We start from the raw sequence: 12966 nt of genomic DNA, 5'->3' as shown, positions 1-12966 counted from the left end.
TGGTTTTTCTGGTCCTGATTATAAATCATCAAACCCATTATCCACCGTATTCACCTTCACATACTGCCTCGGCTTTTGTTCAAAAAAGTCCGATTTTCCAAGATCGACTTCTTCATAGGCCTTGATCCAGCGGAGGGGATTTGTCCTTGATCCTTCAAAAGGTCGATTAAAGCCCAGCTGGTTGGAACGGACATTGGCATAGAACTTTATATATTCTTCCACATCCCCGATCAGGATGCCCTTTATTTTATCCCCGATGATGGATCGGGCCCATTCAATTTCAAGATAGGCTGCTTCCCTGAAAGTTGATTCTGCGAATTCCGCCAGCTCTTTTGTGTTATGTTCAGGATATTCATCAAGGATTTCACGGAAAATTTTAACGAAAAGGTCGACATGCAGCTGTTCATCTCTATTAATATAGTTGATCATCGTGCTGGTAGCGACCATTTTCTGGTTTCGTGCCAGATGATAGAAAAAGGCGAAGCCGGAATAGAAGAACAGCCCCTCTAAAACAACGTCAAATATGATGGACTTAAGAAGGCTGTCGACAGTAGGCGACTCTGCAAAATTTCTGTAGCCTGAAGCCACGAATTCATTCCGCTTTATCAGGGCAGGCTCGGTCCGCCAGAATTCAAATACCTCATCCTGCTTATTCTTATCAACAATGCTTGAAAGCACATAAGAATATGAATGGTTATGGATCACTTCCTGCTGGGCAAGGATGATCATCAGGGCGGAGAGGCTGGAATCTGTCAGGTAATCAGCGACCTTGCTGGCATAATCAGTCTGAATGCTGTCAAGCAGTGCCAGGAGGCCGATTATTTTTAAGAAAGCTTCCTTTTCTTCTTCTGATAAATCAGGAAACTGTTTGATGTCCTGTGACATATTGATTTCAAAAGGGGTCCAGAAATTGGCGAGCATCCGTTTATATTTAGGAAAGGCCCATTGAAACCTTACATCGTCCCAGTTCAGGATATTGGAACATTCTCCGTTGATGATTCCAGTAGAGCGGTTTGGTGCTGTTTTATTCATGATTTCTCTCTTATTGACAGGGATTGTCATAGAATCACTCCTTTTCATTAGCTTGAGCAGGAATCGCAGTCTTCAAAGTCGGAAGAAGTAGAGCGGACATAGTATGTCGTCTTCAGTCCGTTTTTCCAGGCAGACAGATGCAAATCCAGCAGTTCCTTTGCTTTAATATTGTTCTGCACATATAAATTAAAAGAAATTGCCTGATCGATATGCTTCTGTCTTTTGCTGTTCTGCAGGATGCTCCAATGCTGGTCTATCACATAAGCCGATTTGTAATACCAAGTTGTATGCTCATTCAGGTCAGGTGCTGTTACCGGAATCTTATAATCTTTCTTTTCCTCAGAGTAGAATTTCCTGAATATCGGATCAATGCTCGGGCTGCTTCCTGCAATGATGCTAGTTGATGCATTTGGTGCTACAGCCATCAGGTATCCATTTCGGATTCCATTTTTCCTGACAGCCTGCATCAGTGAATCCCAATCATGCACAGAATCCAAACTGCTGTATCCCCGGGATGTAAAATATTCGCCGGAATGCCAGTCAGAGCCTTTGAATCCCGGGTATGATCCTTTTTCAATCGCCAGATTCATGCTTGCTTTAATCGTCAGGAAGGCAATCTTTTCGTACAATTCATCTGCCAGCCGGACGGCTTCTTCGTTTTCCCACCTGAGCTTTTTCAAGGCGAGCAAATGGTGCCAGCCAAAGGTCCCGAGTCCGATTGCCCTGTATTTCCGGTTGGTGGCCGCTCCCTGCAGGACGGGAATGGTATTCAAGTCAATCACATTATCAAGCATCCTGACCTGAATGGGGATCAACCTTTCCAATACATGATCGGCTGCTGCCCTTGCCAGATTGATAGATGAAAGATTACAGACAACAAAATCGCCGGGGATTTTCTCTATGATGATCCGGCCATCTTCCTCGCGCTGTTCTTTTGTAATCGTTGCGCTTTGATTCTGCACGATTTCAGTGCAGAGATTGGTGCAATAAATCATTCCTAAATGACGATTGGGATTCTTCCTGTTTACTTCATCACGATAAAACATGAAAGGTGTGCCGGTTTCCAGCTGGCTGATCATAATCCTTTTCATAATATCGATCGCCGGAACTTTTTGCTTCGACAGCCCCGGGTTTGCGACGCATTCTTCATACTTAACCCTGAATGTACCTGCACCAGGCTTTTCATCATAAAAGTCTTCAAGGGAGAAGCCCATCACGCTGCGGACCTCATGGGGATCGAACAAATGCCATTCCCCGCGGGCTTCCACCGTTTCCATGAATAGATCCGGCAGGCAGACTCCGGTGAATAAATCATGGGTGCGGTAGCGTTCATCACCGTTATTCAATTTGCTGTCCAGGAAGGAAAAAATATCTTTATGCCAGATGTCGAGATAGACGCTGACTGCCCCTTTGCGCTGGCCGAGCTGATCGACGCTGACAGCTGTGTTATTAAGCTGCTTCATCCATGGAAGTACTCCTGATGAAGCCCCTTTGAATCCTTTTATATCACTGCCACGGCTTCTGATTTTACCTAGATAGACCCCGATGCCGCCGCCATTCTTGGAAAGATTGGCGATATCTGTATTGCTGTCATATATGCCCTGGAGACTGTCATCCACTGTATCAATAAAGCAGCTTGAAAGCTGGCCCCAATTTTTTCCGGCATTGGAGAGTGTAGGGGTTGCTGCTGTCATATACAGATTGCTCAAAGCCCAGTAAGATTCCTTAATGAGGGACAATCTGCGTTCCTTTGGCTCTGAACGGTTCAAAGTCATGCTGATGATCATGAATCTTTCCTGCGGCAGCTCAAAAAGCCTCTTTTTCTTATCCCGGCTCAGGTAGCGGTCAGCCAGCATTTTCACTGCTATATATGTAAAAAGCCTGTCCTTTTCCGGGTCAATATAAGTCCCGATTATATCAATTTCTTCTTTTGTGTATGATTCCAGCAGGACTGGGGAGTAGACGCCAGCATCGGTTAAATCGGTGATGAGCCCATACAGCGGGCCATAATCTTCTGCGGCAGAGCTGCGCCGGTGCTCGGCAGCCTTCTCATAAAGACTTGATAAATACAGGCGGGCGGCCACGTATGTCCAGTCAGGCTCCGCCTCGCTGATCATGGAAAGGGAATCAAGGATCAGCTGGTTTAGCAGCTCATCATTATCCGGAGTGTGATTCTCCTGAAGCTGAGTCGCCCTTTTATAGAGCGGATGAAAATCCAAATGCGGGAAATCAGAATCAATGGATGCCAATGGCAGCGGTTTTGCGGAAGAAATGTTCATAGTCGTACCTCCTGGGTTGGTCAGTATTTTGACAATAAAAAAATCCGCCCACAAATTGGGCGGATCAAACGACGGCATAAAGGAAAATAAAACGATTTATACCATCGTTTCATCTTCCCAATCCCCGAAGAACCGAAACTCGTACAAGCATGGCAGGTCTCCTGGCTTGTGCATCATCCTACTCCGAGCCCTTCCCGTATATGCGCCTATTCAGCCTTCATATACAGTGGATGCTCATTTCGTACACACTTACAGTTGCGGGGACAGCTCCGGCATTGAACCGGATTCCCTATTAAGCCCTAAAAGGGCACCATCGCTTGCGGATTCTTATTCAATTGAAGGCTGCGCCAAAAATCGGCAGCCAGGACGATTATTCGCTAAAATCCCCGGACTCTCTGCAAAAAAATCGCTTCCCGAGTTTCAGAAGCGAAAAAGGAAAAAGAGACCACAAACAAAATTCATTCACAAGGACAACAATATGTAGTGCTGATTCATGGTGGGTTATCCATATGTTGTACCATGATTGTAGCATAGTTAAAATCCAACAGCAATCATAAAGCGATAAAATAATAAAAATATGGAAGGAGAAGCATGGCGCTCCCTGCAATAAGCAGAATCCGTGCCGTATTTGTCGAAAGCCTGCCGCTATTTTTCCATTTTTTATACCAGCTCCACTTCTGCAGATTTGTCTTATAAAGAAGAAAAAGAAGCATGCATAAAGCAGCAGACTGAATATAGAATGGCACACCGTACGCTTTGCCTGTTATATCTCCATCTGCCGGAACCGCAAGTTCAAGAATCTTTTCATGGAATGACCCAAAAAGGGCAAACGCAGCAACAGCAATGATGATTACTTTAATCAATTCAAGATAAAAACCGCCAATATTTTTCACTAAGACACTCTCCAAAACATTTATATATTTTTGCTCTTTCATTATAGCCTCCCTTAAGGCAGCTAACAAAACATAACAATTATCAAAATAATAAAAATAAAAAGAAATCATTCACAAACAATCAGAAGGTGAATCTATTTGATTGTTTATGAGTGAAAATGATTGATTTTTGAAATCGATTCCATTACAATTGGCTTACATAATAAATCTAAAACTTTAAGCCAAAAGCCATGAAGCGGCAATAATAAAGAGCTGGGAGGTGACAATCTTGCTGACGCCAGAGAGACATCAGCTCATTCTGCAAATGCTTAAAGAAAAGCATACAGTTAAAATACAGGAACTTGTAGACATGACAGATTCCTCAGAATCAACCATCAGACGGGATCTATCACAGCTTGAAAATAATAAGTTTTTAAAAAGGGTGCACGGAGGTGCTGCCAGGCTGCAGGGAAAGCTTCAAGAGCCGAGCATGGTTGAGAAATCATCCATAAACCGTCATGAGAAGAAGGATATTGCCAAGTATGCAGCAGGCCTTGTAGAAGAAGGAGATTGCATATATCTGGATGCAGGGTCAACAGTTCAGGAAATGATTCCCTTTCTGCCTCTGAAAGATATTGTTGTCGTGACAAATGGCCTTATGCATATTCAAAGCCTAATGGAAAGAGGGATCAAGACCTTCCTCGTGGGCGGGTATGCTAAGCCGCACACAAATGCCATCATAGGCAGGGGGGCCTTAGCAAGCCTTGGGCAATACAGGTTTGATAAATGCTTTATGGGCGTTAATGGAATCCATCCGCAGTTCGGGTATACCACACCGGATCAGGAGGAAGCAATGATCAAGCAGACAGCTATTTCACTGTCGAGGGAAGCATATGTGCTTTCGGATAGTTCGAAGTTTTCTGAAATCTCTTTCGCGAAAATTGCGGAGCTCCATGAGGCCTCCATTATCACAAATGAACTTGATGCAGACAGCAGGGAACAATTTATCAGTAAAACAAAAATTAAGGTTGTGACAGCATGATTTATACATTGACACTTAATCCTTCAGTCGATTATATTGTCGAGCTTGACAATGTCGAGATAGGCAGTTTGAACAGGACAAAAAATGAATCTAAATTCCCGGGAGGAAAAGGCATCAATGTTTCCCGGGTCCTGAAAAGGATGGGAGTTGACAGCGAAGCGATCGGGTTTGCCGGCGGATTCACCGGCAGATATATCACAGACTCTCTCCAGGAAGAGAATATTAGAACCCGTTTTGTCCAGGTAAAGGATGACACGAGAATCAATATCAAATTGAAAAGCGGTCAGGAAACTGAAATCAATGCCAGGGGGCCTGAAATCAGCAAGGAAGACTTGGAAAGATTGACTTCTGAGATAAGCCGGCTGGGACAGGGAGATATGCTGGTGCTTGCAGGAAGCATCCCTTCCACAATGCCGGACAACACGTATGAAGCATTCGCGAAGATGTGCCATGAAGCAGGTGCAGGATTTGCTGCCGACGCAGAGGGCGAGCTGCTTAAAAAGGTTCTTCCGTACCGTCCTTTCCTGATCAAGCCGAATCACCATGAACTGGGCGAACTATTCGGAACAGAGATTCAGACTTGCGAAGAAGTGCTTCCATACGCTAAGAAGCTTATCGAAATGGGTGCGCAAAACGTCATTATTTCACTGGCAGGGGAAGGTGCTGTATTCGTGAATGAAGATATGGCCATCGCTGCGACTGTTCCAAAGGGCATCCTGAAAAGCTCGGTGGGTGCAGGCGATTCTATGGTTGCCGGATTCCTTGCCGAATTCAGCCGGAGCGGCAGCTATGAGGCAGCATTTAAATACAGTGTAGCTTCCGGCAGTGCAACAGCCTTTTCAATCGGCCTGTGCACGATTGAAAAAGTAGAAGAACTGCTGCCCCAGGTAGCGGTCAGAACAATATAAAGGGGAGAGCTTTATGAAAATTACAGAGCTGTTGACAAAAGATACAATCCTGCTCTCTATTAATGGCAGGGATAAGCGCGGAGCGATCGACCAGCTGGCAGAGACACTGGATAAAGCTGGAAAGCTTAATGATATTTCCGCTTTCAAAGAGGCCATTCTTAAAAGAGAAGAACAGAGCACTACGGGGATTGGGGACGGCATTGCCATTCCCCATGCAAAGACGGCGGCGGTTTCCAATGCTGCAATTGCGTTCGGCAAGTCTGCTGAAGGCGTGGATTATGATTCACTGGACGGACAGCCGTCACATCTATTCTTCATGATTGCCGCCCCTGAAGGTGCGAACAATACCCACCTTGAGGCACTTTCCCGCCTTTCTTCCATCCTTATGAGAGAAGAAGTGCGCAGGGAGCTTATGGAAGCGGATTCTGCAGAAGCCGTTTTGAATATCATCAATGCACATGATGAAGAAGGCGAAGAAGAAGAGCAGAGCATGGAAAACAAAAAAGATTTCATCGTCGCCGTTACAGCCTGCCCTACAGGAATTGCTCATACCTACATGGCAGCAGATTCCCTGAAAGCAAAAGCGGCTGAACTGGGCATTGATATAAAGGTAGAGACCAATGGTTCCGGCGGAGCTAAAAATGTCCTCACCCGGGAAGAAATTGAAAACGCAGCTGCCGTTATTGTGGCAGCAGACACAAAAGTGGAAATGGAACGCTTCAAAGGGAAGCATGTCATCCAGACCGCTGTAGCAGACGGCATCCGAAAGCCTAAGGAGCTTATTGACAGGGCTGTTAAAAAAGATGCGCCGGTCTATCAGGGTTCAGGCAATGCTTCATCTGAAGACAGCGGAAATAATGAGAAAAAGGGCGGCATCTACAAGCATTTGATGAACGGCGTTTCCAATATGCTTCCGTTCGTTGTCGGCGGGGGAATCCTGATTGCGATTTCCTTTATGTTCGGCTATAACTCTGCAGATCCGAACGATCCTTCTTACAATGAATTTGCAGCGGCACTTATGACAATCGGCGGCGGCAATGCCTTTGGCCTGCTGGTTCCTGTGCTTGCCGGCTTCATTGCAATGAGCATCGCGGACCGTCCAGGCTTTGCACCAGGTATGGTCGGAGGTTTCATGGCAGCGAGCGGCGGGGCTGGATTCCTTGGCGGCTTGATCGCCGGATTCCTTGCCGGTTACATTGTTGTACTGCTTAAGAAGCTCTTATCCGGGCTTCCGGCTGCTCTTGAAGGAATAAAGACGATTCTGCTTTACCCGCTTCTTGGAATATTACTGACTGGCCTTGCCATGCTGTATGCAGTGAATGAGCCAGTCGGTGCACTGAATAATGCGATTACAGACTGGCTTGCCGGTCTCGGCACCGCCAATGCTGTACTGCTGGGAATTGTACTGGGCCTTATGATGGCCTTTGATATGGGAGGCCCTGTCAACAAGTCAGCATATGTATTTGGAACAGGCCTCCTGGCAAACGGCGTCTATGAGCCGATGGCTGCCATCATGGCGGCAGGTATGGTTCCGCCGCTTGCCATCGCCCTTGCTACTACTTTCTTTAAGAATAAATTCACGAAACAGGAAAGAGAAGCAGGCACTGTCAACTATATCATGGGCATTTCTTTCATCACGGAAGGTGCCATCCCATTTGCGGCAGCAGATCCGATCAGGGTCATTCCGTCGATCATGGTGGGTGCTGCCACAACGGGCGCATTGTCCATGCTGTTTAATATCGGCCTTCGTGCACCTCACGGCGGAGTGTTTGTTTCCCCCCTTGTAGAAGGAAATGCGCTGCTGTACCTTTTGGCTATCCTGATTGGCTCGGTTGTATCTGCCGTCCTTTTGGGAATCTTAAAAAAACCTGCAGCTCAAGTGAAGTAAAAATGACCGGAAAGCCCTCTGTGCTTTCCGGTTTTTTCTTTTCTCAATATTTTCTCACCGGTACCAGCCGGGATTGAAATCAAGCTCCAGCACTTGCCCGAATTTAATGGCAAAGTCCACAAAGGCATTGCCCTTCGCTGTCAATATTCCCCTGTCAAAAACATAAGGGGCGTCTACAAATCTTTCTTCACTAAAAACCCCTAAGAACTCCCTGGACTGTTTGGAAATGCCCGCTGTGTAAGAGCGGTCATCCAGGATGCCGGATTTCGCCATAAGGTAAGGCGCACTGGAAATTGCGGCAATGACGGCATCTTGTTTGTATCCGCTCCGGATAAAACTGAACAAGGCATCTTCCTCCAGCAGGTGCTGAAAATCATCTGTACCTGGCAGTATCAAACTCTGGTAGTGGGAAATCTCTGCCTCCTTCAGAGAAATATCGGGAATGCAGGAAAGCCCTGCTTCTCCTTTTACAGGTTCATCATCCAGGCCGATGAAGACCTTTGGATGGTTTGATTGTGTCAATACAGAGATAACGGCTGATAATTCGTACTCGCTGAATCCGGGATACAGGATAATGGCTGTAGTCAACTTTCATACCTCCAAACAGGGTAATTTACAATACTATTCGCCGCTCCTGCAGGAAACCCTTTTCAGTCAGTACTATGAATCCTGCTTCCCTGGCCATGCATATTCTCTGGCAATTTTAATATGAATGAGAGAGAAGTTTTAACAGGGAGGCGAAAATATGGCCAAAACATTTAAAGAAGCAGCAAAAGAAGAGAACGGATTCTGGCTGCAGATCCTAGGGGATCATGCGCGGTTCATCCATGATGCACTTGCGCCGTCTGAAAAGGAAGATATCCGGACAGCCGAATATTTTATAACGGTCTTCGATGAACTGCTCGCACAGGCAGGAAGCGCTGATCCTGTACAATTAAGCATTCTGGCAGAAGCAGAGGGGGAAAAGCTGCGCAGCTTTAAGCTGAAACTGATTGAAGAGCATCTGACCGGCAAAATCAAAATCCACCTTGGCCCGACCTTCATCAACCATATGGTGAACGAGCTGGAGGAATACCTGCTTGTCCTGAGTTACTTAAAAAAAGGTGAAGCTCCGCCGGTATTTCATGAGCTTCATCATCATCTGATCTGGCTGCTTGATGCTGCGGGTCATGCCGGTGCGATATCAGACAATATGGACCGGATAGAGAAGATGATCAAAGAAAAAAGCGATGATTATACAAAACATTTTGAGGGCTTTTATTTAAAGGCTGTAGAGCTTACCGGGTTTTTGCGGACCAATATCCAAAGCTTTCCGGCACTGGACCGGTTTAACAAAAACGTCAAACTCGAGATGAAGTTATTTATGAATTTCCTGGATGAAATTGAAGAGCTTGAACTCTCAAACCAGGCTCTCGGAACGTTTGCTCCCCTGATGGCCGACCATATGTTCAGGGAAGAATGCTATTATTTGTCTAAGCTTGCCGAGGCACAGTCAGAAGAAAAGCCGGACTGTGATCCAGCGAAACCCCGGCTTCAGTATTAGCAAGCATTTCCCGGGCTGATAATATTACGCATTTTAACCTTCTCTAATGTGAACATACTAAAAAAGATCACATTTTGAGGAGGAATTCTTAGTGAAAAAAAGAGCAGCATCCATTCTGGCGATATTGTCCATTGTCCTGCCATTATCAGCATGCGGCACAAACAACAATCAAATGAATGAGCCGGAAGAGATGAATTATACACCTATGCGCAATAATGGCGATGGTTTTGATAATGACCAGGTCAATCAGCCTAATAATGACAGCAACAGAGTCATTCCTTCCCGCTATGTTGATCCGGCTGACATGAGGCAGCTTGATGAACAAATTGAAGAGCAAAATGAAAGCAGCGAAGACTGGAGCGACCGGGGAATGCGAAATGACGAGACGCCGAAGACTGAAGACAAACCGGATATTGGCGGAAATTTGTCTGGTGAAAGATAAAAGGAAAAACCACAGCCGCAGAAATGCGGCTTTTTCTGTTTATGTGATAATCCCCATGGATTAGGGTAAAAGGTAAAAAACTAATCAGATTGCAGGGATTGTATGGACATTTTAAGATGGGGCTATATGCGGAGGGGCCAGAGAAAAGCTGTCTTTGATAAGTACCCGAATACCACTGTTATCTTCCGCCGGGTCAGGGGATATTTCCTTGTCTACAGCATCGGGTGGAATGAGAAGGATGGCGTTGTGGAGCGAAGTGATATTGAACAGATGGAAGTCCTTCTGAATAATGAGCTGGGTCTGCTCGAAAATTACAAAGAAAGAGGCGGCAGGGTCTAGCCGGCCGGTAAATCAAGGCAATCCATTTTAGGTGCATGGCAGTTCTCTGATGCGAGCCATACTATTAAGGCAGCCAGGTATAATGCTGAAGGCATTACGCTGCAGTAATGGCTGTCCAATCATGCTTCGGAAGGAGACGATATATCATGACTAAGCGCAATAGAAAAACGAAATCCGGCCTGCAAAGCGCCAAGAGCATAAACGATATGGAGTTTTCAAAGGAAATGACAGCTTCAGAAAAGAAAGCTGAGAAACAGAGGCCGCACTGACTTTGGCCAGCTTTGACTATCGGGGCGGGAGGATTTTTTATGAGGAGATGGGGAGCGGGATTCCATTAGTCTTCATTCACCCGCCTGGTATGGGAAGCGCGGTCTTCGAATGCCAAAAGCCCCTTTCTGAATGGTTCAGGATTATTCTTCCAGACCTCAGCGGGCACGGCAGATCACCGGTCTGTCAGACAAACATAACTATTGGCGGGTATGCTAATGAAATAGCCGCTCTGCTGGATTCACTGAAGATTGAAAGAGCTGCCATCCTTGGCTATTCTGCCGGGGGGCTGATCGCACAGGAATTTGCCCTCAGTTATCCGGAGAGGGCTGCCGCGCTCATCCTGGCCAGCGGCTACCCGGAGGTCCAATCAGCTGCATTTAAGTACGAACATCTTGCAGGCATGTATATGATCAAGCACCATCCGGAGGTCCTGATACCGCTGCTTGCGGCAAGCCACACGCGTGATCATGCTTACCGGGCCAGGCTGGCGGAGCATATGGAGCTTGCGGACAAACGGATATGGTTTCAGTTCTACGGCCAGTCACTGCATTATAGTTGCACAGACAGGCTGAGAGAGCTCAAGGCTCCGCTGCTTCTGATGTACGGTTCCCGCGATTTTACCAATCAGCATATCAGATCATACAAGAAGCACACTGATTTTCAATCAGCTGTCATAAAAAAAGTGGCCCATCAGCTGCCTACTAAAAAATGGCATACTTTTAACCAGATCATACTTGGCTTCCTTTTTTCGGAGGCAAAAATTTAGAACAGCCAGAGTGCTGTTCTTTTTAGCGTGAAAAAGCTTTTCTTAGGTATTATTTCCCATTATAATGAAGTTACTGAATTTATGCTGAGTAAATTTAGAAATAGATGATCAGGAGAATATATATGACAGATTACTTGGCTGACCTGCATAAACGGAATCGATTGCTTGTCTATCTTTTATGGGCATGCGTGATACTTGGGGTTGCAGTAGCATCGGATACACCCAAAACAGTTGTGACCATATTGGCAGCGGGAGGGTCTTTCTCCCTGTTTTGCAGCTTTATGATCTGGAGGAAAAAGGCCATCCCTCTTATCATGTATTTTATATCAATAGGATTGGCAGTCATTTCTTTCTTTTTTGTCCAAACGACTACTGAATTTACAAATTTGCTTATTTTCTTTTTAGCGCTTGGAATCATCTCCCTGTATCATAATTACCGTCCTCTTCTCTTGAATGGACTGACCGCACTGGTGATGATGAACTATTTCCTGGCTGTTAAACCGGATTATGGCGAGGTTGATAAACTGGCTGTTAATGCATTTTTCATTTTGGTGCTTGCGGCTCTTACCGCCCAAAGTGTGCTTGGGAGCGGGATGCTGAAAAAAGTTGAATCAGGCAGGAAGCAGTCAGAGCTCCAAAAGCAGAAGACCGAAGTGGTCCTGCAGGAAGTTCAAAGAACAATCGAGGTATTGGGAAAGTCAAACCGGGGCTTGAATGAAAATGCGGAAGTAACGGGGAAAATCACAGGTGAAGTGGTCCTCGCTTTCCAGGAGCTAGCAGGAGGGATTGAATCTCAGGCTGCAAGTATCACAGATGTTAATTCCGCTATTCAGGATGTGTATGATGGAGTTCTGAAGGCAAATGAGGCATCAGGCATCATGGAAGCCTCTTCAACTGCCTCGGCTGAAATGACGCTGCAGGGTAAAGAAAAGATGGACAGGCTCTATGAAAAAATGAACAGGATTGGAATGATGGTAGAAACGACCAATTCTGTCATGGCGAAGGTCAATGAGGAAAACAAACAGATTGAGGGCATTGTCAAACTGATTGCCGGCATTGCAGATCAAACCAATCTATTATCGTTGAACGCCGCAATTGAAGCAGCCCGGGCAGGCGAGCATGGGAAGGGGTTTGCTGTCGTGGCCGAGGAGGTCAGAAAGCTTGCCCAGCAGGCTCATGATGCTTCCGGCCAGATAACCGGTATTCTGGAAGGGATTCAAGGCACATTCAAAGAGGCATCGGAGCTGATCGGGAACGGAATGTCAGAGGTCTCTGATGGAATTCAGTCAGCGGAAGAGGCGGAGAACCTGTTCTCATCTATCCAGGAAAAGTCTTCTGCTGTCTTGGGACAGGCCGAATATCTAAGGTCGCTCAACGAAAAGCTGCAGCAGGCAGCAGCCAGCGTCCGGGAAGAAATGACTGCTGTTGCAGCCATCACCGAGCAGTCGGCAGCTTCCGTTGAAGAAGTGCTGGCAAGTGCAGAAGTGCAGGAACAGCGGGTAATGGGAATCGTCGAAAACATCCGTGAGCTGAACGAAATGACAGGCAGCCTGGAGGAAGCGGTAAAATGACTAAAAGCCCGGCT

Annotated in this window: 12 protein-coding genes, 1 pseudogene and 1 riboswitch; of the genes and pseudogenes, 9 read left to right on the top strand and 4 right to left on the bottom strand. The window is 46.2% G+C overall.

Going from position 1 to position 12966, the window contains the following annotated elements:
• Positions 1–18: 18 nt before the first annotated feature.
• From FZD51_RS02270 to FZD51_RS02260, 3 genes are all read right to left on the bottom strand, one after another.
• Positions 19–1062, bottom strand: a complete 1044-nt coding sequence (locus FZD51_RS02270) for a ribonucleotide-diphosphate reductase subunit beta (RefSeq protein WP_148973257.1) — start codon at positions 1060–1062, stop codon at positions 19–21.
• A gap of 17 nt (positions 1063–1079) precedes the next feature.
• Positions 1080–3311: a ribonucleoside-diphosphate reductase subunit alpha gene (locus tag FZD51_RS02265; protein WP_148973256.1), complete on the bottom strand. Its 2232-nt coding sequence runs from the start codon at positions 3309–3311 to the stop codon at positions 1080–1082.
• Positions 3312–3445: 134 nt separating this feature from the next.
• Positions 3446–3642, bottom strand: a riboswitch (cobalamin riboswitch).
• A 220-nt stretch (positions 3643–3862) separates the two neighbouring features.
• Positions 3863–4246 (bottom strand): hypothetical protein, encoded by a 384-nt coding sequence (locus FZD51_RS02260; RefSeq protein ID WP_148973255.1) that lies wholly within the window; start codon positions 4244–4246, stop codon positions 3863–3865.
• A gap of 226 nt (positions 4247–4472) precedes the next feature.
• Here FZD51_RS02260 and FZD51_RS02255 point away from each other — a divergent pair, with 226 nt between their 5' ends.
• Genes FZD51_RS02255 through FZD51_RS02245 form a run of 3 tightly spaced genes read left to right on the top strand, consistent with a single transcriptional unit; the run spans position 4473 to position 8021 of the window.
• Positions 4473–5225 carry a DeoR/GlpR family DNA-binding transcription regulator gene (locus FZD51_RS02255; protein WP_148973254.1) on the top strand — a complete coding sequence of 251 codons (753 nt, stop codon included), beginning with the start codon at positions 4473–4475 and terminating at the stop codon, positions 5223–5225.
• Positions 5222–6133: a 1-phosphofructokinase gene (gene pfkB / locus FZD51_RS02250; protein WP_148973253.1), complete on the top strand. Its 912-nt coding sequence runs from the start codon at positions 5222–5224 to the stop codon at positions 6131–6133. Before FZD51_RS02255 ends, pfkB begins: the two co-directional genes overlap by 4 nt.
• 13 nt (positions 6134–6146) lie before the next feature.
• Positions 6147–8021: a PTS fructose transporter subunit IIABC gene (locus tag FZD51_RS02245; protein ID WP_148973252.1), complete on the top strand. Its 1875-nt coding sequence runs from the start codon at positions 6147–6149 to the stop codon at positions 8019–8021.
• A gap of 54 nt (positions 8022–8075) precedes the next feature.
• On the opposite strand, the gene FZD51_RS02240 is transcribed toward FZD51_RS02245, so the two are convergent.
• Entirely contained in the window at positions 8076–8609 is a 534-nt protein-coding gene (locus FZD51_RS02240) for a DJ-1/PfpI family protein (RefSeq protein ID WP_148973251.1), read from the bottom strand.
• Positions 8610–8766: 157 nt separating this feature from the next.
• Here FZD51_RS02240 and FZD51_RS02235 point away from each other — a divergent pair, with 157 nt between their 5' ends.
• From FZD51_RS02235 to FZD51_RS26815, 6 genes and pseudogenes are all read left to right on the top strand, one after another.
• Positions 8767–9564 (top strand): DUF2935 domain-containing protein, encoded by a 798-nt coding sequence (locus FZD51_RS02235; RefSeq protein WP_148973250.1) that lies wholly within the window; start codon positions 8767–8769, stop codon positions 9562–9564.
• A 91-nt stretch (positions 9565–9655) separates the two neighbouring features.
• Positions 9656–10006 (top strand): hypothetical protein, encoded by a 351-nt coding sequence (locus FZD51_RS02230; protein WP_148973249.1) that lies wholly within the window; start codon positions 9656–9658, stop codon positions 10004–10006.
• Positions 10007–10108: 102 nt separating this feature from the next.
• Entirely contained in the window at positions 10109–10345 is a 237-nt protein-coding gene (locus FZD51_RS02225; protein ID WP_148973248.1) for a hypothetical protein, read from the top strand.
• A 146-nt stretch (positions 10346–10491) separates the two neighbouring features.
• A complete protein-coding gene (locus tag FZD51_RS26465) occupies positions 10492–10614 on the top strand; it encodes a hypothetical protein (protein WP_257991495.1) in 123 nt (40 codons plus the stop codon).
• 2 nt (positions 10615–10616) lie between these two features.
• Entirely contained in the window at positions 10617–11381 is a 765-nt protein-coding gene (locus FZD51_RS02220) for an alpha/beta fold hydrolase (RefSeq protein ID WP_148973247.1), read from the top strand.
• Positions 11382–12397: 1016 nt separating this feature from the next.
• Positions 12398–12952, top strand: a pseudogene (locus FZD51_RS26815) (methyl-accepting chemotaxis protein); the annotation flags it as partial.
• Positions 12953–12966: the final 14 nt, after the last annotated feature.

The organism is Bacillus infantis, assembly GCF_008180445.1.
GTDB classification, from domain to species: Bacteria; Bacillota; Bacilli; order Bacillales; family Cytobacillaceae; genus Bacillus_AB; species Bacillus_AB infantis_B.
This window is presented reverse-complemented; position numbering and strand designations above follow the sequence as displayed.